General features: G+C 54.2%; 23 protein-coding genes. 7 read left to right on the plus strand and 16 right to left on the minus strand.

What is annotated here, in order from left to right:
* Positions 1-4: 4 nt before the first annotated feature.
* The 6 genes from ACOTYN_RS08195 to zapE all read right to left on the minus strand — a co-directional run bounded on the left by ACOTYN_RS08195 (position 5) and on the right by zapE (position 4,883).
* Positions 5-688, minus strand: a complete 684-nt coding sequence (locus tag ACOTYN_RS08195) for a DUF1120 domain-containing protein (RefSeq protein WP_045134758.1) — start codon at positions 686-688, stop codon at positions 5-7.
* Positions 689-1,141: 453 nt separating this feature from the next.
* Positions 1,142-1,636, minus strand: a complete 495-nt coding sequence (sspB, locus tag ACOTYN_RS08200; protein WP_014885417.1) for a ClpXP protease specificity-enhancing factor — start codon at positions 1,634-1,636, stop codon at positions 1,142-1,144.
* A gap of 5 nt (positions 1,637-1,641) precedes the next feature.
* Positions 1,642-2,280, minus strand: a complete 639-nt coding sequence (gene sspA, locus ACOTYN_RS08205) for a stringent starvation protein SspA (protein ID WP_014885418.1) — start codon at positions 2,278-2,280, stop codon at positions 1,642-1,644.
* Between the two features lie 309 nt (positions 2,281-2,589).
* Complete coding sequence (gene rpsI / locus ACOTYN_RS08210; protein WP_003860436.1) at positions 2,590-2,982, minus strand: 30S ribosomal protein S9; 393 nt, start codon at positions 2,980-2,982, stop codon at positions 2,590-2,592.
* Between the two features lie 15 nt (positions 2,983-2,997).
* Positions 2,998-3,426, minus strand: a complete 429-nt coding sequence (rplM, locus tag ACOTYN_RS08215; RefSeq protein WP_003860434.1) for a 50S ribosomal protein L13 — start codon at positions 3,424-3,426, stop codon at positions 2,998-3,000.
* Positions 3,427-3,758: 332 nt separating this feature from the next.
* Complete coding sequence (zapE, locus tag ACOTYN_RS08220) at positions 3,759-4,883, minus strand: cell division protein ZapE (protein ID WP_214600475.1); 1,125 nt, start codon at positions 4,881-4,883, stop codon at positions 3,759-3,761.
* 189 nt (positions 4,884-5,072) lie between these two features.
* Here zapE and zapG point away from each other — a divergent pair, with 189 nt between their 5' ends.
* The 3 genes from zapG to degS all read left to right on the plus strand — a co-directional run bounded on the left by zapG (position 5,073) and on the right by degS (position 8,169).
* Complete coding sequence (gene zapG, locus ACOTYN_RS08225; RefSeq protein WP_010436126.1) at positions 5,073-5,471, plus strand: Z-ring associated protein ZapG; 399 nt, start codon at positions 5,073-5,075, stop codon at positions 5,469-5,471.
* Between the two features lie 170 nt (positions 5,472-5,641).
* A complete protein-coding gene (degQ, locus tag ACOTYN_RS08230) occupies positions 5,642-7,009 on the plus strand; it encodes a serine endoprotease DegQ (protein ID WP_023331415.1) in 1,368 nt (455 codons plus the stop codon).
* A gap of 92 nt (positions 7,010-7,101) precedes the next feature.
* Positions 7,102-8,169 carry an outer membrane-stress sensor serine endopeptidase DegS gene (degS, locus tag ACOTYN_RS08235; RefSeq protein WP_071922852.1) on the plus strand — a complete coding sequence of 356 codons (1,068 nt, stop codon included), beginning with the start codon at positions 7,102-7,104 and terminating at the stop codon, positions 8,167-8,169.
* Between the two features lie 90 nt (positions 8,170-8,259).
* Here degS and mdh read toward each other — a convergent pair whose 3' ends face one another.
* On the minus strand, positions 8,260-9,198 hold the full coding sequence (gene mdh, locus ACOTYN_RS08240; protein ID WP_014885422.1) for a malate dehydrogenase: 939 nt from the start codon (positions 9,196-9,198) through the stop codon (positions 8,260-8,262).
* Between the two features lie 397 nt (positions 9,199-9,595).
* On the opposite strand from mdh, the gene argR reads away from it, so the two are divergent.
* From argR to yhcN (ACOTYN_RS08255), 3 genes are all read left to right on the plus strand, one after another.
* Positions 9,596-10,066, plus strand: a complete 471-nt coding sequence (gene argR, locus ACOTYN_RS08245) for a transcriptional regulator ArgR (RefSeq protein ID WP_008502836.1) — start codon at positions 9,596-9,598, stop codon at positions 10,064-10,066.
* 375 nt (positions 10,067-10,441) lie between these two features.
* Positions 10,442-10,705 carry a peroxide/acid stress response protein YhcN gene (gene yhcN, locus ACOTYN_RS08250; RefSeq protein ID WP_014885423.1) on the plus strand — a complete coding sequence of 88 codons (264 nt, stop codon included), beginning with the start codon at positions 10,442-10,444 and terminating at the stop codon, positions 10,703-10,705.
* Between the two features lie 111 nt (positions 10,706-10,816).
* Complete coding sequence (yhcN, locus tag ACOTYN_RS08255; RefSeq protein ID WP_048997431.1) at positions 10,817-11,083, plus strand: peroxide/acid stress response protein YhcN; 267 nt, start codon at positions 10,817-10,819, stop codon at positions 11,081-11,083.
* Between the two features lie 67 nt (positions 11,084-11,150).
* Here yhcN (ACOTYN_RS08255) and ACOTYN_RS08260 read toward each other — a convergent pair whose 3' ends face one another.
* The 5 genes from ACOTYN_RS08260 to aaeX form a co-directional block, all read right to left on the minus strand.
* Entirely contained in the window at positions 11,151-11,423 is a 273-nt protein-coding gene (locus ACOTYN_RS08260) for a barstar family protein (protein ID WP_014885425.1), read from the minus strand.
* Positions 11,424-11,467: 44 nt separating this feature from the next.
* Positions 11,468-12,922, minus strand: coding sequence for an NAD-dependent succinate-semialdehyde dehydrogenase (locus ACOTYN_RS08265; protein WP_014885426.1), 1,455 nt, complete (start codon positions 12,920-12,922; stop codon positions 11,468-11,470).
* Positions 12,923-13,011: 89 nt separating this feature from the next.
* Positions 13,012-14,979 carry a p-hydroxybenzoic acid efflux pump subunit AaeB gene (gene aaeB, locus ACOTYN_RS08270; RefSeq protein ID WP_071922850.1) on the minus strand — a complete coding sequence of 656 codons (1,968 nt, stop codon included), beginning with the start codon at positions 14,977-14,979 and terminating at the stop codon, positions 13,012-13,014.
* Between the two features lie 5 nt (positions 14,980-14,984).
* Positions 14,985-15,917 (minus strand): p-hydroxybenzoic acid efflux pump subunit AaeA, encoded by a 933-nt coding sequence (gene aaeA, locus ACOTYN_RS08275; RefSeq protein WP_014885428.1) that lies wholly within the window; start codon positions 15,915-15,917, stop codon positions 14,985-14,987.
* A 7-nt stretch (positions 15,918-15,924) separates the two neighbouring features.
* Positions 15,925-16,128: a p-hydroxybenzoic acid efflux pump operon protein AaeX gene (gene aaeX, locus ACOTYN_RS08280; protein ID WP_003860416.1), complete on the minus strand. Its 204-nt coding sequence runs from the start codon at positions 16,126-16,128 to the stop codon at positions 15,925-15,927.
* Positions 16,129-16,307: 179 nt separating this feature from the next.
* Here aaeX and aaeR point away from each other — a divergent pair, with 179 nt between their 5' ends.
* A complete protein-coding gene (aaeR, locus tag ACOTYN_RS08285; protein WP_014885429.1) occupies positions 16,308-17,234 on the plus strand; it encodes an HTH-type transcriptional activator AaeR in 927 nt (308 codons plus the stop codon).
* A 50-nt stretch (positions 17,235-17,284) separates the two neighbouring features.
* On the opposite strand, the gene tldD is transcribed toward aaeR, so the two are convergent.
* The 4 genes from tldD to ACOTYN_RS08305 all read right to left on the minus strand — a co-directional run bounded on the left by tldD (position 17,285) and on the right by ACOTYN_RS08305 (position 24,707).
* Positions 17,285-18,730 (minus strand): metalloprotease TldD, encoded by a 1,446-nt coding sequence (gene tldD, locus ACOTYN_RS08290; RefSeq protein ID WP_023331419.1) that lies wholly within the window; start codon positions 18,728-18,730, stop codon positions 17,285-17,287.
* Between the two features lie 84 nt (positions 18,731-18,814).
* Positions 18,815-22,612, minus strand: coding sequence for an AsmA2 domain-containing protein YhdP (gene yhdP, locus ACOTYN_RS08295; protein ID WP_071922849.1), 3,798 nt, complete (start codon positions 22,610-22,612; stop codon positions 18,815-18,817).
* 42 nt (positions 22,613-22,654) lie between these two features.
* Positions 22,655-24,124: a ribonuclease G gene (gene rng, locus ACOTYN_RS08300; RefSeq protein WP_014885432.1), complete on the minus strand. Its 1,470-nt coding sequence runs from the start codon at positions 24,122-24,124 to the stop codon at positions 22,655-22,657.
* A complete protein-coding gene (locus tag ACOTYN_RS08305) occupies positions 24,114-24,707 on the minus strand; it encodes a Maf family protein (protein ID WP_014885433.1) in 594 nt (197 codons plus the stop codon). Before ACOTYN_RS08305 ends, rng begins: the two co-directional genes overlap by 11 nt.
* Positions 24,708-24,710: the final 3 nt, after the last annotated feature.

Below are 24,710 nucleotides of genomic sequence, written 5' to 3' on the forward strand. Positions count from 1 at the left end.
AGTCTTACAGATAACGCAGACTGATTGTTACCTGACCGTCAAGCTGGGTGTCATCAGTGATCGCCAGCGTGGTGGTATCCTGGATCGCCAGGGAGGTTACCAGTGGGAAGGTTGCAGTTTCGAACGCCAGAGGAGCCAAAGAGCCAACAGTAGCAACGGTGAAATCACGATAATTGTCGCCCTGAGTAGAACCGTTGATGCTCTTAGTCCATTCACCCGCAGAGCCCTGCTGGTAAATTGGATCAACAGTAGCACCATCAGCCACTACGCTGTCAGTTTTAACAAACATTGAATAAGAACCGATGCTTACTGGTGTTGCACCTGCAGTTTTACCGACACCATAAAGCTGGCTTTCAGAAGTCTGAGAATCCCCACCAAACATGCCCTTCTCAACTTCGAGTTTCGCGTTTGAATCTTTGCGATCGTCAACCATGTTCCAGGAGACTTTCGTTGCCGCGGTGCAATTAATGGTCAGGTCGATATTTTTCTGACCCAGCTGGTTAACCGCTGTAGCACTCAAATTGCCCAGATTAATTCTACCGTAGTCAACGGTACCACCATTACTTAATGTTGGCGTACATGCTGCATTTGTCAGCGTACCCTTAACCTTCAGAACAGCGGTAGGGTTAGCAGCAAATGCTGATGTTACACACAGAGAAAGGGCGGTAGCGAGTAATACTTTTTTCACTTGTTAATCCTTAACATACGAGAAATTGCAATATTAAATCACGTAATGGTAAATGCCTTTACCGATTACTGATTGTAGTCATGCTTGTCAGCATGCGCCCATAATATTATTTTTATAAATACATGCAATTTAGCAAAATTAATTTTGATATTAAGAATATCAAAAAAATGATTATTTCCTTAATTTATTAAGGAATTACTCGTTTAAAAAGGAGATTAACATCAAAAAAATAATATTACCCAAAATTTACCTTTACTTTTATCACTGTTTTGATATTGGCTTAAATCACAATAATTCACAGGAATTATAAATCCATTTAATTATTAACCAAGTGATGAAGAATCAAGAGGTATAAACAATGCTTGTTTATACCTATCGTCACGATTATTTGAAATAAGAATAAAAAAAAGCCAGTGATATCACTGGCTTTTAATAAACAGGCCGCAAGCGGATTTATTTCACTACGCGTAGTGCTGGACGACCACCGCGCGGCGGCGGTGTGTCATCAGGATCGTCGTCGTCGTGATGGTCGGGCTTATCGCCGTCGATCACCGACATGACCGTTTCACCTTCAGCGCCAGCTTCTTCATCGTCATTGACGTGAATTGCGTCTTCGTCATACGCCGCTTCCGGCTCAAACATGGTGCCTGCACCGTTTTCACGCGCATAAATCGCCAACACCGCAGCCAGCGGCACAGAAACCTGACGCGGTACACCGCCGAAACGCGCGTTAAAGCGCACTTCGTCGTTGGCCAGTTCGAGGTTACCCACCGCGCGTGGCGCGATGTTCAGTACGATTTGTCCGTCGCGTGCATATTCCATTGGAACCAGCACGCCCGGCAACGTCACATCCACAACCAGGTGCGGCGTGAGCTGGTTATCCAGCAGCCATTCATAGAAGGCGCGCAGCAGATACGGACGGCGTGGGGTCAGTTGTGACATTTCCACAGTCATTAGCCTCGGCCGAGACGCATTTCACGTTCCGGTTCAGTTAAAGATGCCAGGAAAGAGTCGCGCTCAAATACGCGGGTCATATAGCCCTTCAGCTCTTTCGCGCCAGGACCGCTGAACTCTACGCCCAGGGTTGGCAGACGCCACAGCAGCGGCGCCAGGTAGCAATCCACCAGGCTGAACTCATCGCTCAGGAAGAAGGGTTTTTGGCCAAACACAGGGGCAATGGCGAGCAGCTCTTCACGCAGTTGCTTACGCGCTGCATCGGCTTCAGAAGCGGAACCGCTGGTGATGACGTTCATCAGCGAGTACCAGTCTTTTTCGATACGCTGCATGTACAGGCGGCTTTCACCACGCGCAACAGGGTAAACAGGCATCAGCGGCGGATGCGGGAAACGCTCATCCAGGTATTCCATAATGATACGGGATTCCCACAGGGTCAGCTCGCGATCCACCAGCGTCGGTACGCTTTGGCTCGGGTTGAGATCGATCAGATCCTGAGGCGGGTTATCCTTTTCCACATGCTCGATCTCAAAACTGACACCTTTCTCGGCCAGCACGATACGAACCTGATGGCTATAAATGTCAGTAGGACCAGAAAACAGCGTCATTACCGAACGTTTGTTGGCAGCGACAGCCATGAAAACCTCCAGGTATATTCAGAATTTTTACTGCTACCGGCCCAACAGGGGCCAGCCAGATGTTGTATCGCCCATCCCAGAGAAGACACATTGTTCAGGAATCGAACAAAAATCGAGTATTCACCGACATTTGGGCAGAAAATTGGATGATAGTTTACCAGATTTTGATGGCTTTGTGGTGAGGGGATTCTGGAAAAGAGGAAAAAGAGAAGATATATGCATGGATATTGTGGATAACCTGCGCATTATCCATAAAAAAAACCCGCCGAAGCGGGTTTTTCGCCAATCGTTCTGCGTAAGCAGAATGGATTAACGTTTGGAGAACTGTGGACGACGACGTGCTTTACGCAGACCCACTTTCTTACGTTCAACCTGACGAGCGTCACGAGTAACGAAGCCAGCTTTACGCAGTTCAGAACGCAGGGATTCGTCGTACTCCATCAGAGCGCGGGTGATACCGTGACGGATCGCACCTGCCTGACCGGAGATACCACCACCTTTAACGGTGATGTACAGATCCAGTTTTTCTACCATGTCAACCAGTTCCAGCGGCTGGCGAACTACCATGCGGGCAGTTTCGCGACCGAAGTATTGTTCCAGAGAACGCTGGTTGATTACGATTTTACCACTGCCCGGTTTGATGAAAACGCGAGCTGCGGAACTTTTGCGGCGACCAGTGCCGTAGTATTGATTTTCAGCCATTGCCTATAATCCCGATTAGATGTCAAGAACTTGCGGTTGCTGTGCCGCGTGGTTGTGCTCGTTGCCTGCGTAAACTTTCAGTTTACGGAACATAGCACGACCCAGCGGGCCTTTTGGCAGCATGCCTTTAACCGCGATTTCAATCACACGCTCAGGACGGCGAGCAATCATCTCTTCAAAGGTCGCTTCTTTGATACCACCGATGTGGCCGGTGTGGTGGTAGTACATTTTGTCAGTACGCTTGTTGCCGGTTACAGCAACTTTATCAGCGTTCAGAACGATGATGTAATCACCGGTATCAACGTGCGGAGTGTATTCCGCTTTATGCTTACCGCGCAGGCGACGAGCCAGTTCAGTAGCCAGACGGCCCAGAGTTTTACCGGTCGCGTCAACAACATACCAGTCGCGCTGTACGGTTTCTGGTTTAGCTGTAAAAGTTTTCATTAAAAGCTTACCCAAATAATAAGTTACACGTTGGTGAACACCCAAACGTTTAGTCAGTTGAGGTTCACACGACAAAGTCCGGCAAACCTACCCCTTCGAATAGCACATGCCGACACATAGAAAGTTTCGGGAAAAAAACCTTCTCGTAACGTGGGGTCGCAAGATTATAGAGAAGTTGAGGTCAAAGATCGACCCTTAAATGTGATTTGGAATGGGTTTTTCGGGGGTTAAGTATTGTGCGGTCTGGTGCCCTCACCCCCCGGCCCCTCTCCCACAGGGAGAGGGGAGCATTTATCTCACCCCCAGCCCCTCTCCACGGGAGAGGGTGGCATTTATGGCATATGCTCCCGCTTCAGGTATTCCTCGCTCTGCATCTCCTGCAGGCGCGACAGGCAGCGCTGGAACTCAAACTTAAGCCGCTCGCCCTGGTAGATCTCATATAAAGGTACCTCGGCGCTGACCACCAGCTTAACGTGGCGCTCATAAAACTCGTCCACCAGGGCAATGAAGCGTCGCGCTTCACTTTCCATCAGTTTCGTCATCACCGGCACATCCAGTACCATCACGGTGTGGAAGAGACGCGAAAGCGCAATGTAGTCGTGCTGACTACGGGCATCCACGCAGAGCGTCGTAAAGGAGACCGCCAGCGTTTGGTTTTCGACGCCGAGCGTTGGCAACGGGCGATGGTTTATCTCCAGCGTCGGAGCATGTTCACGTTTTGCGCCCGCCAGCGCCAGCCACAGTTTATCCATCTCGCGGGTAGTCTGCGCATTGAGCGGTGAAAGCCACAAATGGGCCTGGGTCAGCGTGCGTAACCGGTAATCCACCCCGGCATCCACGTTCATGATGTCGCAGTGTTGCTTGATAGCATCAATAGCGGGCAAGAAGCGCGCCCGTTGCAGGCCGTTGCGATAGAGCTCGTCCGGCGGAATATTCGAAGTCGCCACCAGCGTGATCCCTCGGGCGAACAGGGCTTTCATCAGGCCGCCTAGCAGCATGGCGTCGGTGATGTCAGACACAAAAAACTCATCGAAGCAGAGCACGTCTGTTTCCGCCTTGAATCTGTCGGCCACAATCTCCAGCGGATCGCTTTTGCCCTGCAGCGCGGTCAGTTCCTCATGCACCCGCAGCATAAAACGGTGAAAGTGCAGACGCTGCTTACGTGCGCCAGGCAGGCTGAGATAGAACAGGTCCATCAGCCAGGTTTTTCCGCGCCCGACCCCGCCCCACATATATAAACCACGCACCGGAGCCTGAGTCTGTGGCGTTTTTTTACCGAGCAATCGTCCAAATGCCGCTTTTAGCCCACTGCTCTGATCAACGTCAGCGGGTTTTGCCGTGAGTTCCTGATAAATCATCTCCAGGCGGTTTACCGCCTCACGTTGAACATCATCTGGTTGGTGCGTGCCCTCGTTAAGGGCCTGTTGATATCGCGACGCAGGGGACAGGTTTTGCATAATCTTATTGTTATTCCTTCAATTAACGCTCACCAGCAGGCGTGACTGATGAAAAAAAGGCCGTTCTACACTACGCGATGATACGTCAGGATTCCACTTCTGCGGAAATAGCGGTTATAGTGGCATTATCAGGCACAGGCAGGAGCCGAGCCAACACCCTACGGAACAACAAGACAACGGGAGAAGTTCATGACCTGGGAATATGCGCTAATCGGTTTAGTCGTCGGCATCGTGATCGGTGCTGTGGCCATGCGTTTCGGTAACCGCAAATTGCGTCAGCAGCAGTCACTGCAGTACGAACTGGAAAAGAACAAAGCAGAGCTGGAAGAGTATCGCGAAGAGCTGGTTAGCCACTTTGCCCGTAGCGCTGAGCTGCTGGACAATATGGCAACCGACTACCGTCAGCTGTATCAGCATATGGCGAAGAGCTCCAGCAGCCTGCTGCCGGAAATGACCGCGGAAACGAACCCGTTCCGCAACCGTCTGGCAGACTCGGAAGCCGGTAACGATCAGGCTCCGGTTCAGATGCCTCGTGACTATTCTGACGGCGCATCCGGTCTGCTACGCGGTGGCGCAAAACGCGATTAATCGCACAACCTGAATATATTTTACGGGCGCATCCCTTGCGCCCGTCCTTTCTTCCCGTCCCCAGCTATTATTTAGTCAAACGCCTCATTGTTCAGCGGTATAAAATTCAATAACATCATTATGATTTTGGGTCGTTCTTCTTTCATTCCAGGATACGAGAGTCAGCATCAATGAAGAAAAAAAACCAGCTGTTGAGCGCTTTAGCGTTAAGTGTCGGGTTATCCCTCTCGGCGTCCTTCCCTGCCAGTGCGGCGTTGCCCTCACAGGTGCCGGGACAAGCAGCCATTCCAAGCCTCGCGCCGATGCTGGAAAAAGTGTTGCCTGCGGTTGTCAGCGTGCAGGTTGAAGGTACGGCAGTACAAAGCCAGCGCGTACCGGAAGAACTGAAAAAATATTTTGGCGATGAGGGCCCTGACCAGCAGGCACAACCCTTTGAAGGTCTGGGTTCAGGCGTCATTATTGATGCGGCCAAAGGCTATATCCTGACCAACAATCATGTCATCAGCCAGGCCGATAAAATCAGCGTACAGTTGAACGATGGTCGCGAATTTGACGCCAAACTGATTGGCGGTGATGACCAGAGTGACATCGCACTGCTGCAGGTACAAAACCCGAGCAACCTGACCCAGATTGCCATTGCGGATTCCGACAAACTCCGCGTCGGTGATTTTGCCGTTGCCGTGGGCAACCCCTTTGGTTTAGGACAAACCGCCACCTCCGGCATTATCTCTGCGCTGGGGCGTAGCGGCCTGAATCTGGAAGGTCTGGAAAACTTTATCCAGACCGATGCCTCGATCAACCGCGGGAACTCCGGCGGGGCGTTGCTCAACCTTAACGGTGAGCTGATTGGGATTAACACAGCGATACTGGCACCGGGCGGCGGCAGTATCGGGATCGGCTTTGCTATCCCGAGCAATATGGCCAAAACGCTGGCACAGCAGCTTATCCAGTTTGGCGAAGTCAAACGCGGGCTGTTGGGTATCAAAGGCATGGAGATGAGTGCGGATATTGCGAAAGCGTTCAATATTAACGTGCAGCGTGGTGCTTTTGTCAGTGAAGTGCTGCCAAACTCCGGCTCGGCAAAAGCAGGCATCAAATCAGGCGATGTAATCGTCAGCCTCAACGATAAGCCATTGAGCAGCTTTGCTGAATTGCGCTCGCGTATTGCCACGACTGAGCCCGGTGCGAAGGTGAAACTCGGTCTGATCCGTGACGGTAAGCCGTTGAACGTCGAAGTGACGCTGGATAAGAGTACCTCGTCATCGGCCAGCGCGGAGCTTATCGCCCCTGCGCTGCAAGGGGCAACGTTGAGCGACGGGCAACTGAAAGACGGTACGAAAGGCATTCGCATCGACACCGTTGAGAAGAGCAGCCCTGCCGCGCAGGCCGGATTGCATCAGGAAGACGTCATCATTGGCGTAAACCGTAATCGCGTGCAATCCATCGCTGAACTTCGCAAAGTGCTGGAGAGCAAGCCGGCGGTCATTGCCCTGCAGGTGATGCGCGGCAATGAGTCCATCTACATTCTGTTGCGCTAAGCATTTGCTATCCCGGACATCACCGCTGCGTGTGATGTCCGGATAACTCATGTTATGCTGCAAATCGTTCCTTTTATCACGACACGCGCATCATGCTTTCAAAGCTCTTACGTTCCATTGTTATCGGTTTGATTGTCGCTGGCCTGCTGCTGCTGGCGATGCCGTCTTTGCGTCAGTTCAATAAACTGTCCACTCCCCAGTTCGACAGCGCGGATGAAACGCCAGCAACCTATAACACGGCCGTTCGCCGTGCCGCCCCTGCCGTGGTTAACGTTTATAACCGCGGCCTCAATAGCTCGGCCCATAACCAGCTTGAGATCCGCACGCTGGGCTCCGGGGTGATTATGGACGAGCGCGGCTACATTATTACCAACAAACATGTGATCAACGATGCCGACCAAATCATCGTTGCCCTGCAGGATGGTCGCGTGTTTGAAGCATTGCTGGTGGGTTCTGACAGCCTGACCGACCTTGCCGTGCTCAAAATCAATGCCACCGGGGGTTTGCCGGTCATTCCGATTAACCGCAAACGCACGCCACACATTGGCGACGTGGTCCTGGCTATCGGTAACCCTTATAACCTCGGCCAGACGATCACGCAGGGGATTATCAGCGCAACCGGTCGAATTGGCCTTAACCCGTCAGGGCGGCAGAATTTCCTGCAAACCGATGCGTCAATCAACCACGGTAACTCGGGTGGCGCGCTGGTTAACTCGCTGGGCGAACTGATGGGCATCAATACCCTCTCGTTCGATAAGAGCAACGACGGCGAGACGCCGGAGGGGATCGGCTTTGCTATTCCCTTCCAGCTGGCGACCAAGATTATGGATAAGCTGATTCGCGACGGGCGCGTCATCCGCGGCTATATCGGCATTGGCGGGCGCGAAATTGCACCGATGCATACCCAGGGCGGTGGTATCGATCAGATTCAGGGCATTGTGGTCAACGAGGTATCGCCTGGCGGTCCGGCGGCTAACGCGGGGATTCAGGTGAATGATGTCATTGTCTCGGTTAACGGCACACCGGCCGTCTCTGCCCTGGAGACGATGGACCAGGTGGCAGAAATTCGTCCGGGTTCGATCATCCCTGTTGAAGTCATGCGTAACGATAAAAAACTGACGCTGCATGTGACGGTTCAGGAATATCCGGCAACAAACTGACAGCCATAAAAAAACCGAAGCCAGTCAGTGCTTCGGTTTTTTTTGCCGGGTGGCGCTAACGCTTACCCGGCCTGCGGCAGTTGGCTCGTTTTACTTATTAACGAACTCTTCGCCCAGCGTGATATCTTTCTTCAGCGTATCCAGCATGCCTTCCATCGCGTTTTGCTCAAACGCGCTCAGCGTACCGATAGACTTACGCTCTTCAATACCATTTTTACCCAGCAGCAGCGGCTGAGAGAAGAAGCGGGCATGTTCGCCATCGCCTTCAACGTAAGCGCATTCAACAACGCCTTTTTCGCCCTGCAGAGCGCGAACCAGTGACAGACCGAAACGTGCCGCCGCCTGGCCCATAGACAGCGTTGCAGAACCGCCACCCGCCTTCGCTTCCACCACTTCGGTGCCCGCGTTCTGGATACGTTTGGTCAGGTCAGCCACTTCCTGCTCGGTGAAGCTCACGCCTGGGATCTGCGACAGCAGAGGCAGAATGGTGACACCAGAGTGACCGCCGATGACTGGCACTTCCACTTCTGTTGGCTGTTTGCCTTTCAGCTCAGCAACAAAGGTGTTGGAACGGATGATATCCAGCGTGGTCACACCGAACAGTTTGTTTTTATCGTAAACACCGGCTTTCTTCAGCACTTCTGCCGCGATAGCGACGGTCGTGTTCACTGGGTTAGTGATGATGCCGATGCACGCTTTCGGGCAGACTTCAGCGATCTGCTGCACCAGGTTTTTCACGATGCCCGCATTGACGTTGAACAGGTCTGAACGATCCATGCCTGGCTTACGCGCCACGCCTGCAGAAATCAGCACCACGTCAGCACCCTGCAGTGCAGGACGCGCATCTTCACCGGAGAAGCCTTTGATTTTTACAGCTGTCGGGATGTGGCTCAGGTCAACCGCCACACCTGGGGTTACCGGAGCAATATCGTACAGGGAGAGTTCTGAGCCTGAAGGCAGTTGGGTTTTCAGTAGTAGGGCAAGCGCCTGGCCGATACCACCAGCAGCGCCGAGGACTGCGACTTTCATCCTAAACTCCTTATTATGGTTAACTTAAGTATCTGTAAATCCGTTGCCGCGACCTTAATTCAGCACGTCTTTAATTACAATTTTCGAAGCTAAAGAATTTGAGGTCACGCGTCTTTATCTCTCATCAGAAGGCTATCTGACGACAGAAGGCAACGCATTAAGAGGGGGTTACAATACACCCTGCCCCGCCACCAAAACAACATCATTTTGATAACATTTAATTTACTTTTAAGCTTATTTGCGTGGCGTGACCCAGGCATGTTTTCTGATAACGAAATCTGATAAAATCACTCCCTTTCATAACATTATTTCAGCCTTGCGCTGAGTAGATAATTTGCATAAAAATTCATCCACATGCATAATAATGTTGTTTCTTTCGTCATATTCCGGGTGACTTATGCGAAGCTCGTCTAAGCAAGAAGAATTAGTAAAGGCGTTTAAAGCGCTACTCAAAGAAGAGAAATTCAGTTCTCAGGGAGAAATTGTTCAGGCGCTGCAGGAACAAGGTTTCGATAACATCAATCAGTCGAAAGTCTCCCGCATGTTAACTAAGTTTGGCGCGGTACGTACCCGTAACGCGAAGATGGAGATGGTCTATTGCCTGCCGGCTGAACTTGGCGTGCCGACCACTTCCAGCCCCCTCAAAAATCTGGTTCTGGATATCGACTATAACGACGCCGTGGTGGTGATCCACACAAGCCCTGGTGCCGCACAGCTGATTGCCCGCATGCTGGACTCGTTAGGTAAAACGGAGGGCATCCTGGGCACCATCGCAGGCGACGACACCATTTTTACCACCCCGGCCAGCGGTTTCTCCGTAAAAGATCTCCACGAAGCGATTCTGGTTCTGTTCGAACAGGAACTGTAATCCTCTCTCCCCGTAGCGATGCTACGGGGAACATCCTGCTCCAGCCTCGTTTTCCCCTGCATTCTACTGCCTCTGGTTTTAACAAATAGTGCTTTTTACCACCTATTAACATTCATCTGGAGAATGATAAATCAAAAAATCGCACAAAAAATCAAAAGCAGATATCCATGTGATTTGCTTAGATTTAAACACACTTAACGCTCAAAAAACACCCAATATTATGCGTTTTGGTTATAAAAAACGGTGTGTTTAACACGTAATAACACAGGAAACCATTAGTCTGGTATTAATTTTTGCCGTTATTAGTGTATACTTGATTTTGTGATGAGGGTCACGAAACAAGACCCCACTAAAAAATTCGACGAGGTAAGAATCATGAAAATCAAAACTACTGTAGCGGCGCTGAGCGTCCTGTCTGTCCTGTCCTTCGGTGCTTTCGCGGCTGACGCTATTAATGCTGACCAGGCACAATCCCGTGAGGCAATCGGTACGGTTTCGGTCGGTGCAGTCGGCACGTCGCCAATGGACATGCATGAAATGCTGAACAAAAAAGCGGAAGAAAAAGGTGCATCATCTTATCGCATCATCGAAGCGCGTTCCGGTGACCACTGGCACGCAACCGCAGAGCTGTACAAATAAGTTTTAGTTATCACTGAAGATGTAATTCTCCACTCAACGGCACCAGGCATAAAAATAGCGGTTCAACCCTTCTCGCCGTTGAGCAAAAAACCTTTTCCAGGAGTAAAGACTATGAAAACCAAATTTATCATCGCAACCCTCGGTCTGGCATCCGTTCTCTCTTTCGGCGCAAGCGCAGCCGTACAGCAAGTGAATGCCGACCAGGCACAAAATCTGCAGCGTATGGGCAGCGTATCCGTCACGTCGGTCACCGGCTCACCGATGGATATCCGTCAGGAACTTGCCGCCAAAGCTGAAAAAGCAGGCGCCAGCAGCTATCGCGTCACCGAACTGAATCAGGGTGACCACTGGCATGCCACGGCAGAACTGTATAAATAAACCCTCGTCGTATCTCATCATACGACTTGCCCCTGGCCTGATGGTCAGGGGCTTTTTTAAGGCTTGCTCAGTGGCGAGCATTGAAACGCAATTGTCCTTCCAGCTCTTCTTCCGCTTCATCGAACAGTAATATCAGCGCCCCGAAACGTCTGCGCAGCTTATCGGGCAGATGGATAAACTCTATTTCCAGCGGTAGCGGCAACAGACTGCCGGTTACCACATCCCACAGCGTATCCAGATTCGTCACGCTTTGCCGTTCAAGATCAAACACCCGAGTAAATTCCCGATAGAAGTCTTCCTGACTGTCTATCTCATCAAAATCAAAGGTATAGGTTTTCATTACCAGCCACCAGTCCAGGCGAGCGGCAGATGCCGCTCCATCTATTATAATCCCCCGATATGCAGGGTTTTAACTTCCAGATACTCTTCCAGCCCCAGCACCGATCCCTCACGCCCCAGGCCGGATTCTTTTACGCCGCCAAAGGGCCCCAGCTCTGTGGAGACGGCGCACTCGTTAATCCCAATCATTCCGCTTTCAATTGCCTGTGAAACTCGGAAGACCCGCGAGAGATTCTGTGTATAGAAGTACGCCGCCAGACCATAAGGCGTGTTGTTGGCACGCTGGATGACTTCATCTTCTGAAGTGAAACGGAAGCACGCCGCGACCGGGCCAAACGTCTCCTCTTCTGCCAGCTTCATCCCTTCATGACAGTCCCCCAGTACGGTTGGCATCCAGAAATTGCCGCCAAGGGAATGAGGTTTACCGCCCGCCAGCACGGTCGCGCCACGCGCAACAGCGTCGTCAACATGTTCACGTACCTTGTCGACCGCTGCACCTTCAATCAACGGCCCGACGACGACGCCGTCCTCAAGACCATTTCCCACCTTCAGCGCCTTCACCGCATCAGCGAGTTTATTCACGAATTTGTCGTAGACGGTTTCCTGAATATAGAAGCGGTTCACGCTGACGCAGACCTGCCCGGCATTGCGAAACTTATTGGCGATCGCGCCTTTCACAGCCGCGTCGATGTCTGCATCCTCAAAGACGATGTACGGAGCATTCCCCCCCAGCTCCATCGAGACTTTTTTCATGGTTTCTGCGGCGTTACGCACCAGCGTTTTGCCAACCGATGTCGAGCCGGTGAAGGAGATTTTTCGCACGTCCCGGCTGGCCATAATCGCGTCGCTGATTTCGTGCGTATTCCCGGCGACTGCGTTGAGTACCCCATCCGGTACGCCGGCCTGTTTTGCCAGCGTCAGCAGCGCAAAAGCGCTGAGCGGCGTGTTATTGGCCGGTTTGATTACCCCGGTGCATCCGGCTGCCAGCGCCGGGCCTAACTTGCGGGTGAGCATCGCCATCGGGAAGTTCCACGGCGTGATAGCCGCGACAACACCTATCGGTTCACGGGTCGCCAGAATGCGCGAGCCGGGTTTGATCGGCGGAATAATTTCACCGTTCGCACGCTTGGCCTCTTCGGCAAACCACTGGATAAAGCTGGCGGCGTACTCCACTTCACCTTCCGCTTCTTTCAGGGGCTTACCCTGTTCGGTGGTCATTAGCCGTCCGAGCCAGCTTTTATTCTCAATAATCAGTTCGTACCAGCGGTAAAGAATGGCCGAACGCTCTTTCGCGGTTTTGGCGCGCCATGCAGGGAAAGCCTGGGTGGCGGCAGCAATTGCTGCTTCGGTCTCTGCTTTGCCGGCTTTCGCGACGCGGGCGATGACTTCCCCGGTAGCCGGGTTAAGCACATCAAACGTCGTATCCAGCGGTTTCCAGAGGCCGTTAACCAGATAGCCGGTCTGAAAAAGGGTATTGTCCTGAAGCGCCTGGGTCGTCATGTGTCCTCCCTTTCTGAATGTAAGAACGTGCTGGAATAAGTATAGCCACAAAAAAACCGACGCTTTTGGCGTCGGTTTTTTTACTTCAGTCAGTTATCGGTGAGGGCATTTTGATAGCGACGCAGCATCAGCGCCAGCCGCCCTACCGGTTCGGTGACCTGAAGCGGTGCATCCCAGTGCTTAAGCTTTTCCTGATAGATATCGAGCTCTTCAAGGAGCTGCGTAAAGTAACGGCGACGTTTGTCATCACTGCTGGCGGAAAGCACATGGTCCGCGGTACGACGCAGCTGACGGTGCCAGGCGGAGAGATCGTCGTTGATCGGCACAGGTGCACTGCGCAGACGCTGGTGCGCGATAATCATGGTTAACGCCAGGCGGAACTTCGCGATGTCGCCCGGAAACTTGTTCAGCAGTAAAAACAGATGCTGATAGAGCGCCGGGAGGTGGTTCTCTTTACGACGCGCGGTATTGGTGGTCATCGACGACACGGCGGCAGAAACAAACTGATTCAATAACACACGCCCCGTCCGCGCCTGTGAGTTATCTCGCACCAGCAGAATGACCATCATCGCCAGGAAACAGCCCACCAGCTGGCCCAGCGCGCTGTCGAGGAACTGGCTGAAATGGAAAGTCATCGGGTTATCGAGCACGATGATGTTAATCGTACTCGCCAGCGCCCCCAGCGATCCCAGGCGACGCTTTTGCACTTCAATGCCGATAAAGAACGCCATCACCGCCAGGCTAATACAGAGCAGCAACATGCTTTGTTGCGTCGACGGGATGATGACCAGGAAATAGAGCGCCCCTATCGGCAGGGCGGCAATGGTACCGTAGAGGAAATCAACGGCAACCATACGGGGGTTAGGCAGACGCATCGCCAGTGCGGTCACAACGGCAATCATCACCATCGCGCCGCTGCCAGACGTCCAGCCTGTCCACAACCAGAACAGCGTACCGAGCATACAGGCAAGCGTGGTACGCCAGAAGTTGACCATCGCGTGGTGACGTTCGGCAGATTCGGCCTTGATGACCACTTCACCCTGGAGGACCTCTTCTTCCGCCGCGCTAATTTTGGTGTTGCCGATCACGCCACGTTTCAGCAGCAGATAGCGCGTCGCGGCCCCGACCCAGGTGTAGATGGTCACCGGCGTGTCGCGCTCCCCGGTCCAGGCGATCACCCGACGCATACGCTTAAGCTGTTTATGCACGTCCTGCACGGTTTCCACCGGCTCGGCAAACAGCTCACGGAACGTATCGGTGACCGCTTCCGGACGGGTGTTCTGGATGAGATACGTTTCACACGCCTGGGTAATCAGCGTCAGGGAGACAGTATTGAGGGCTTTCAGGCGGCGGTTCGCACGGGCCCAGCGCGAGGACTCCATGTTGAGGTTGCTACGCATCCCCTCCAGCGCCTGCGTCCGGCGAACCAGCCCGCTCCAGGCGTTATCCACCTCTTCACTGTCGCCATGCTTAATGCACAGCTGCATCAGCTGGTACTGGGCAACGATCAGCGCGTCAAGTTCACGGTCGACTTCCTGTTTGATGGAGCGTGGAGAGAAAAGCAGGTCAGCGACAATCGCACTCACAATACCGATCACAATCTCGCTGCAGCGCTCCACGGCAAACTGCGGCGCGAGCAAAGGTTCAGACTGAATGGTGATGATAATAATCAGCGCGGTATAACCCGCCAGCCCCCAGGCGTAGGAGTTTTCCACTTTCACCAGAGACGAAATCCAGGTGCAGAAACCCGCCCAGATACAGCACACCATCAGCATCAACAATGGCGTGCGGATCATCAGAATAATAATGGTGAGTGCTGCGAAACAGCCGATAAACGTCCCGATGATACGCAGCATCCCACGATAGCGGATCGCGCCAGAATAGGGTTCCCCACCCGCGGCAAAGGCAGGACCCGCCGCAACTATTGCAGCCGTCAGGACCGCCCAGCGAGGGGTTTCAAGCTGGAAGTGAAAGCCAACAAACAGCGCCAGCACAATGGCACAGGCCAGCTTCACGGCGAAGCGAATGTGCTGGCTGGCGATGGAAAAGATACCCATGGCGATTAACCAAACTCGCGCAGGCGATGGGCAATTTTACGGAAGAAGGAGTCCTGGCTGGCATCCCGATCTTTTTCACCGGTGATCACCACCGTCGCCGTGGTCCCCGCCGGCCACAGGTTGCCCTGCTGTTCATCAAGGTGAATACGTACCGGCACACGCTGCGCCAGACGCACCCATTCCAGGTTGGAATCCACCGTCGCCATTCCTTTGGTATCGTTAGAGCTGCTGGAGTTGGTCACCCCTGCAGCGACACTGTCGACGGTACCTTTGAAGACGCGGTTACTGCCCAGCGGCGTGATTTCCGCACGATAACCCGGACGCACGCCTTCCAGCTTGGTCTCTTCCATATAGGCGAGCACGTAGAAGGAGTTCTGTTTAACCAGCGCCACGGCAGTGGAGCCACGGGTAATAAACTCCCCGGCATAGACATTGAGGTTAGTGACCCAGCCGTCGGATGGCGCGCGGATCACGGTGCGCTCCAGATCGAGCTTAGCGAGATCGCGCGTGGCTTGCGCTTTCGCCAGCTGGTGCAGCACGGTTTGCAGCACGTTGTTAGACTGGTCTATCTCTTCACGGGACATGGCCTGAACGCCCAACTGGTTACGGCGGCCCGCCTCACGGCGTTTTTCCGATGCCAGCGCCTGGTAATAGGCGACATCTGCTTCCGCTTCTTCCAGCGCCTTCTGGTAACGAGGCTGGTCGATGGTGAACAGAACCTGATCTTTTTTCACCAGCTGGTTATCGTGGACGTTGACCGCCGTGATAAGACCGGCCACGTCAGGGGCTATTGCCACCACATCCGCGCTGAAGCGCGCATCACGCGTCCACGGTGATTCGGTGTAATAGACCCAGGCACGAAAAATAGCGATGAAGGCGAGGATAACCAGCGCCATCGTGATGGCAGTGCGGGAGATTTTTCTTGTTAGCGTTTTCACATCAACCTCAGACAAACATGCGCGATATCAGGTAAAACAGGCAGCAATACAGCGCGGTATTGAACAATGCAGGGTGCCAGACGAAATCGTAAATCCCGGTAGGGACCAGCACCTTGCGCACCAGCCAGAAGATCGCCAGTGATAAAAGTAGCTCGAAAAATATCGGTGGGAACGACAGACCGAACACCACGATAACGGGAAACAGACTCATGTTGACCTTGATAAGAGAGAGTGCAGGCTTCAGAATTTTTTAGCGCACGCCATCGCAGAAGAGCAAGAAACGTCGGGCGAGAATGGCGCAGCCGTTATGTAATTAATAATATATTAACGTAACTGTTATGCTGTTATCTATAATATGTGATCTAAATCACTTTTAAGCCAGAGTGAACAATGGAACGTTTAAAACGCATGTCGGTCTTCGCCAAAGTGGTTGAACTGGGTTCGTTTACCGCCGCGGCACGTCAGCTTCAGATGAGCGTCTCATCCATTAGCCAGACGGTCTCTAAACTGGAAGATGAGTTACAGGTCAAGCTGCTCAACCGCAGTACCCGCAGCATTGGGCTGACGGAGGCGGGTAAAATTTACTATCAGGGCTGCCGACGCATGATGCACGAAGTGCAGGACGTCCATGAACAGCTCTACGCCTTTAACAACACCCCGATCGGCACACTCCGTATAGGGTGTTCTTCAACTATGGCACAAAATGTACTCGCTGCCATGACCGCGGATATGCTGAAGGAGTACCCCGGGCTTACCGTCAATCTGGTGACGGGTATCCCGGCGCCGGATCTGATCGCCGATGGTCTGGACGTGGTGATCCGCGTGGGGGCGTTGCAGGATTCCAGCCTCTTCTCGCGTCGACTGGGAAGCATGCCGATGGTTGTCTGCGCCTCGAAAAGCTATCTTGCGCAGTACGGCGTTCCGGAGAAACCCGCGGATCTCACCAACCACTCCTGGCTGGAGTACAGCGTGCGACCCGACAATGAATTCGAGCTGATTGCCCCGGAGGGGATCTCCACCCGGCTGCTGCCGGAAGGACGATTCGTCACTAACGATCCGATGACCATTTCGCGCTGGCTGGTGGCCGGTGCGGGGATCGCCTACGTCCCGTTGATGTGGGTGATCAATGAGATCAACAGCGGCGTGCTGGAGATCCTTTTCCCTCGCTATCAATCCGATCCGCGCCCGGTCTACGCCCTGTATACCGAAAAGGACAAGCTGCCGCTCAAAGTGCAGGTGTGTATCAACTATCTGACCGACTATTTTGTGGACGTGGCGGAGCTGTTTCAGGGGATGCGGGGAAGAAGGAAAGAATAGGCCTTTCCCCTCTCCCCGTTGGGGAGAGGGTTAGGGTGAGGCGGTGAAAACTACGCTGTACCGCCCACCGTCAGATTATCCACTTTCAGGGTTGGCTGGCCGACGCCAACCGGCAGGCTCTGGCCCTCTTTACCGCAGACGCCCACGCCGTTGTCCAGCTTCAGATCGTTACCGACCATAGAGATCTGCTGCATGGCTTCGATACCGGAACCAATCAGGGTCGCACCTTTTACCGCTTTGGTCACTTTTCCCTTCTCAATCAGATACGCTTCTGAGGTAGAGAAGACAAATTTACCGGAGGTGATGTCCACCTGGCCGCCGCCAAAGTTTGGCGCAAAGATACCGTAATCTACAGACTCGATAATCTCCTGCGGCGTGGATTTGCCCGGCAACATGTAAGTGTTGGTCATGCGCGGCATTGGCAGGTGCGCGTAAGATTCACGACGGCCGTTACCCGTTGGCGCGACGCCCATCAGGCGCGCGTTGAGTTTGTCCTGCATGTAACCTTTCAGCACGCCGTTTTCAATCAGCACATTGTACTGGCCTGGCGTACCTTCATCATCGATAGCCACCGAACCGCGACGGTCAGGCATAGTGCCATCATCCACCACGGTGCACAGCTCAGAGGAGACGAGCTGTCCAATCTGACCGCTGAACACGGATGTCCCGCGACGGTTAAAGTCGCCTTCCAGACCGTGACCCACCGCTTCGTGCAGCAGCACGCCCGGCCAGCCTGCGCCCAGCACCACCGGGAATGTCCCGGCGGGAGCCGCAACAGCATTAAGATTCACCAGCGCCATACGCACGGCTTCTTTTGCCCACGCGTCAGCGCGCGCTTCGCCATCTACATCGCCCAGGAACCAGTCATAGCCGAAACGACCGCCGCCGCCGCTGGAGCCACGCTCGCGTTTACCGTTGTCATCAACCTGCACGCTGATGGAAAGACGCACCAGCGGACGCACATCGGCGGCCAGCGTACCGTCCGTTGCCGCCACCAGAATCAGTTCATAAACACCGCTCAGGCTGGCAGAGACTTCCTGCACGCGTTTATCTGCAGCACGCGCCACTTTGTCCACGCGGCGCAAAATATCCAGCTTCTCTTCGCGGCTCATGCTCTGCAGCGGATCGATACTGGTATAGAGCGCAGAGTGCGACACTTCACCGAGGGTTTTCACACGGCCATCGCCAGTATCACGCACAATGGTACGCGCAGCCTGCGCACTTTGCTCCAGCGCAGCCAGGCTAATCTGGTCGGCATAGGCAAAACCGGTTTTCTCACCGCTGACGGCGCGCACGCCGACGCCCTGGTCAATGTTATAAGAACCATCTTTGATGATGCTGTCTTCTAAAACCCAGGATTCGTGATAGCTCGACTGGAAATAGAGATCGCCGTAGTCGAGACGGCGTTCGGTCAGTTGACCAAGAATGGAGAACAGGTCCTGATGGCTCAGGCCGTTCGCTGCGAGCAAATGTTCACTTACCAGGTTCAGACTCATCGTATTGCTACTCGTTCGTTGCCGCCCGTGGCGGTATAAAAATCGTATTTAATGAGAGTGAGGCAATTACCTGCCCACGTCAAATCATTGCTGTGCATCTTTGCGCGGCTGGCGCAGTACCTCGTTAATCTGAGGTTTATCCACCGGACCGGTAATGCGATAGCGCAGAATCGAGACTTTGCTCCACAGTGGGCCCAGCACTTTACTGGCAGCAAATACCGCCGCACCGACTATCGGGTTCACCACAAACGCCGCCGCCACGCCCACGCTCGCGGAAATTTCCGGCGCCACCACGGCTTCCATATCCAGCTCACGGCGTACCAGATTGACTGAGCCTTTCATGGCGATATCCGCTTCCAGGCCGTCTACCAGCGTGTCATCCGTATGCATCACGCCGTCCTTTATCCACGCCGTGCTGCGGATGGAATCGTAGTAGAAACCTTCGCTGAAGGTGTCGCTGAAATCGAAGCGCAGCTTGCGCAGCAGCGCATCAAAACTCAGCAGGCGCAGGATCTGCCCGGCGCGCCCCGTGCTCACATCGGCGATTTCCCCCTTGCCAAAGCGGGTTTTTAAAATACCGTTCAGTGACGCTTCGTCTGGCTTCCACGGCGCGTCTCGCCAGTGAAGATCGTAATTCACGTCAAATGACGATCCCCGCAGCGGCGTAGTGATGCCAAAGAAATTGGTTGCCGCATCCAGTTTGTTGCCTTTAATGTCGCCCTTCAGGGAGGTACGCTGTTCGCCCGGGTTATTGACCCATTCCCCTGCGGCCGTCATGCGGCCAAAACCGGTATCGACCAGGCCGCCGGAGAGCGTAAGCGTATTCCCCTGGATGGCAAAATCGCCGTCGATACGGCCATATTTTTGCCCCCACAGCCAGCATTCCGCGCAGCGCAGCTGGAGATCGGGCCAGCCGCTAAAATCGACGCGGGAGGCTTGACTCAGCGGCGATGTATTCGCCGGTTGATCTTTACTCGCGGTGGCCGGGTTGTAGTAGAGATAGCGAATCGCTGCCTGCCACGGCGCGTTATTACGCATGGTAAGCGTGCCGTTGATCTCCCGGCCCTGCGCCTCCACTTTGGAGCCATTCGCGGTGGGCTGAGAAACAATGCTAAGGTTGTTCCACTGCTGTCCGCCCAACATCAGCGACGGCGTGCGTACCGTAACGGTTTGCGGGAACTGGGCGGCTTCATCCACGTTTTGTCCAACGCCTTTCTGGAACAGCGCCAGCCACTCCGCGCCATCCATCGGCGGAAGATTGAGCTCAACGCCCGCATGGTCGGGCAGCGGCGGCGTGGTTTTGCTGTCCGTCGTCCAGATAGCCCTGTCGAGGGTGAGTTTGCGATTAAGCAGCCAGCGGCTGTTGAAATGGTTTGTGCTGCCCGCATTTCCGGTCAACGCAAAGCTGTTCAGGTTGCCATCGACGTTGACCTTCACCGGCAGCGATTGTCCGGCCTGTTTATCCAGCGGCGCGGGCAACTGGCTGTGGATGTTTTTCAGGTCACCCGTGATGTCGACCTTATACTGCACGCCTGCGTGATAAGGCAGCTCAATAGCCACTTTGCCATTCCAGGCTACCGCGCCATCCACTGATGACGCGATCGGCTTCGGCAGGACGTCCATACGCGCAGGCTGCCAGTTACCGTCCAGATTGACGGCCACCTGGTAAGCTTTTTCACCCTCAGTGGTTGTGAAGTCAATATTCACCGGCTGATTAAACCAGCTGGCGGTCAGCGGCTCGCTCTTGAGGTTACCATTCACAAAACTGAACTGCCCGCTGAGGTTTTTCAGGGTGCTCTCAAGCGGTTTAATGTACAGACTGTTGTTCTTCAGACGGACATCACCTTTGGCGGTGGTCATCTCACCGTCCAGCGGGATATCAAGATGTAAGCGAGCATTCACATCGCCATCAAGCTGGAGCTGCTGCAGCGTCGCCGCCAGAGACTCTTTCAGCGGCGTCTCCTCAAAGTACGGCCCCACCGCTTTACCTGGACCGTTAATGTCGGCATCAATAAGCAGCTTCTCTTTTGAGTAGTCCGGGATGTTAGCCGTCAGGTTGCTGGCCGTCACGCCGCCCAGCGCAACGCTGTCTGACTTCATCCATAAGCCGTCATTGAGGAAGTTAAGTTCGATATCCAGGTTTTTCAGCGCAGGCCAGCCAGGCTGGAACGCGAAGGTGGCGTTGTGCAGCGGCACCAGCACCTGGAACTGACCTTCATTGTGTTTGTACGGGAAAAGGTGCGGATTACCACCGTAGACCAGTGTGGCATTATCCGCCTGACCGCCCTGAATCGCGCCGCTCAGATAGTCGACCAGCGCTTTCCCCATCAGGTTTTCCGGGAAATAGCGCCAGGCCTGAGAACCATCATCGGTACTGATGCCGGCCAGAATACCCAGCCAGGGCTCATCGCCATCTGGCTGCAGGTAGCGGAAATCGCCGCGTGCATGCACCGCTTTGGCTTTGACGTCGATATGCCTGCCATCAAGCTGGAAGCCCTTATCATTACGGAGCCAGTTCAGCACCGCATTGCCCTGTTCAATTTCCAGCGGCGCACGGAAGACCGTCTCGTAAGGCATTTTGGCGTTGTGCATATCCACCGTCAGCCTGCCGTTTTCCACGCTACCTTCCAGCTTGCCGCTGAAGTGCTCGGCTCCCGGAAGCAGCTTCCACTGCTTCCAGGCAAGATCGTTCCACGAGGCCTGGAAACGGGTTTTCTCTGTGGCCTGAAGCGGGATATCCAGCGCCAGCGCATCAATCTTGCCGCTCGGCTGCGTTGCCAGCCAAATCTCGCCCAGGTCCGGGGAGAGTTTCGCCGCCATCGAGCGCAGGCCTTCGATGGCTGTCAGATCGAGGTTACTGGCGCGGATACGCAGCTCATCGCTGCGTTTACTGGCCGCACCGCCCACGTCCTGCTCCGGCATCCAGGCCAGCGTCAGCGCACCGCGCGGCCACGGCTTGCCGTCCATCGTGATGCGCGTATCCGGAATAGCAAACTGCCAGCCCTCTTTCTCCTGCGTCACATGCGCGGTGAGGTTATCGACGGAAAGCTGATGCTGCTGATTTTCGCCCTTCCAGCTTGCGCCCCCTTGCTTCAGCCAGATATCGCCGCTGGCGAATTTTCCCTTCGTCAGGGTTAGCCAGCCCTCAAGGCTAAAGCGGGCGGTTTCCAGCTGCATGTTTTGCTGTAACCAGTCGCCGAGCCAGGGCTTCACGTCCACATCGTCGGCCTGCAGCCAGACTTTACCGTTGTTTAGCAGGCCGTCATCGTCGCGCAGATCCATACGTACCTGCATCACACCATGCTGGCCGTTCAGGCTGGACAGGCTCACCAGTCCTTCCGCGCGGTGTCGGTTCTTGCCGTTAAGCCAGGTTAGCTGTGGGATCGCCAGTTCGGCGCGCTGGCCGGAAAGGGTAATAAAGCTCACTTCGCTGTCGCGCAGATCGAAATGATCGAACTGGCGGAGGAAGAGATCGCTGAAGCGGTTGGCTTCCAGGCCCTGATTATCCTCACCGCCCGTCAGCGGCGTATTGGTCAGAAACTGAAGCTGGTAAAAGGTGAGATCGCGAAACTGCCAGCGCAGATGCAGCAGGCTTTGCCAGACGTCCAGCGCCAGGGTCACGCGTTTGATTTTCAGATGGCCGCCATCTTTCAGGCTGGCATTGATATCCCGGACGTCGAGCGTCGGGCCAAAATTTTGCCAGCTGGCGCTTAGCTGGCTTACGTCCACCGGCACACCGGTGGTGGATTCGATTTTTGCCAGCAGCTGCGGACGCCAGCTGTCGAGATGCGGCAAAACGAGGCGTAGCCCGCTCACGAGCAACGCGACAATCACGACCAGCGTTGCCCCTGTAAGCAATAAAATCCCCGGCAATCGCCTCACGCATCTCTCCTTGTCAGCTTTCGTCACGCAGCGTACTGCGTTTTACATCATCACAACGTCAAACTGCTCCTGGTTATAGAGCGGTTCAATTTGTACTTTTACCTGTTTGCCGACAAAGATTTCCACTTCCGCCAGCGCGTGCGACTCTTCGCCTTTCAACGCTTCCGCCACCGCAGGGGAAGCATAGACCAGAAAACGGTCGGAGTCGTAGGCGTGATGAACTCGGACGATTTCACGCATAATTTCGTAGCAGACGGTCTCAACCGTCTTTACCGTTCCGCGTCCATGGCAGGTTGGGCATTCATTACACAGCACATGCTCAACGCTTTCTCGGGTGCGCTTACGCGTCATTTCCACCAGCCCCAGCTGCGAGAAACCGTTAATGCTGGTTTTCACGCGATCCTTACTCAGCGCCTGCTCCAGTGAATGCAGCACGCGGCGGCGGTGATCTTCATTACTCATATCGATGAAGTCGATGATGATAATGCCGCCGAGATTGCGCAGACGCAGCTGGCGGGCAATCGCCTGCGTGGCTTCAATGTTGGTGTTGAAGATGGTGTCATCGAGGTTGCGATGGCCAACAAACGCGCCGGTGTTGATATCGACGGTGGTCATCGCTTCGGTCTGATCGATAATCAGATACCCGCCGGACTTGAGCTCAACCTTACGCTCCAGGGCACGCTGGATCTCGTTTTCGACATCATAGAGATCGAAGATAGGCTGACGCCCGGTGTAGTGCTCCAGCAGGCCCGGCATTTCCGGGATGTATTCAGCGGTAAATTCCAGCAGCGCTTCATACGTCAGGCGAGAGTCCACGCGAATGCGGTCGAGCTGCGCATCGGCAAAGTCACGCAGAACGCGCTGAGCCAGCGCCAGCTCACCGTAAAGCTGGTAGCGGGTCTGGTTGCGTTTTTTACGCTCCATCACTTTGGTCCAGACGCGCTTAAGGTATGCGGCATCGGATGCCAGATCGTCTTCGCTGATCCCTTCCGCGGCGGTGCGGATAATAAACCCGCCCTGTTCATCGCAGTAGGCGCTGACCACTTTCTTCAAACGCTCGCGCTCGCTTTCGCTCTCAATGCGCTGCGAAACGCCGACGTGTGACGCGCCGGGCATAAAGACCAGATAACGGGAGGGTAAGGTGATGTCGGTGGTCAGACGAGCGCCTTTGGTGCCCAGGGGATCTTTCACCACCTGCACCATTAAGTCCTGTCCCTGACGCACCAGTTCGGAAATATCGCGCACGGCAAACTGCTTTTGCTCTTCGCCCGCAACGCACTCGGTGTGCGGCATGATATCGGAGGCATGTAAAAATGCCGCCTTATCCAGACCAATATCTACAAAAGCCGCCTGCATACCCGGCAGTACACGACTGACACGACCTTTGTAGATATTGCCTACTATTCCGCGCCGCGCTTCACGCTCAATATGAATTTCCTGAAGAATGCCACCGTCAATATAGGCCACACGGGTTTCCGATGGCGTTACGTTTACCAACAATTCAGCCGTCATAATTATCCCTTCCCTCACGCAGTGAGTTAAAATTGCTCAGCAACTCATACGTTTCCACCAGCGGTAAGCCGACTACGGCGTGATAGCTGCCATGAATCTTCCTGACAAAACAGCCACCCAGCCCCTGAATACCGTATGCACCTGCTTTATCCATCGGTTCACCGCTGGCAATATAAGCGGCGATCTCATCGTCGGTAAGTACTCTGAACGTGACATCGGTTACCACCAGACAATCCAGCACGTGCTGGCTATCCGCCAGCGCGACCGCCGTCATCACCTGATGCGTTTGCCCGGACATTTTGCGCAGCATACGCGCCGCATGTTCGGTATCGTGCGGTTTCTCAAGCACTTCACCATTGAGGATAACGATGGTATCTGCTCCCAGCACCGGCAGATCGCGGGGCACTAACGCCACGCCCGCCTGCGCTTTCTCGCGCGCCAGGCGAGAGACGTATTGCTGCGCACTTTCGCCCTCAGCACGTTTTTCTTCAATGCCGGTCACGATGCGTTCAAAAGATACCCCTAACTGGGTCAGGAGTTCCTGACGGCGCGGGGAACCGGAAGCGAGATACAAAGACGTCATAGA

The sequence above is a fragment of the Enterobacter cloacae complex sp. IR5458 genome, assembly GCF_049238025.1.
Taxonomy (GTDB): Bacteria; Pseudomonadota; Gammaproteobacteria; order Enterobacterales; family Enterobacteriaceae; genus Enterobacter; species Enterobacter kobei.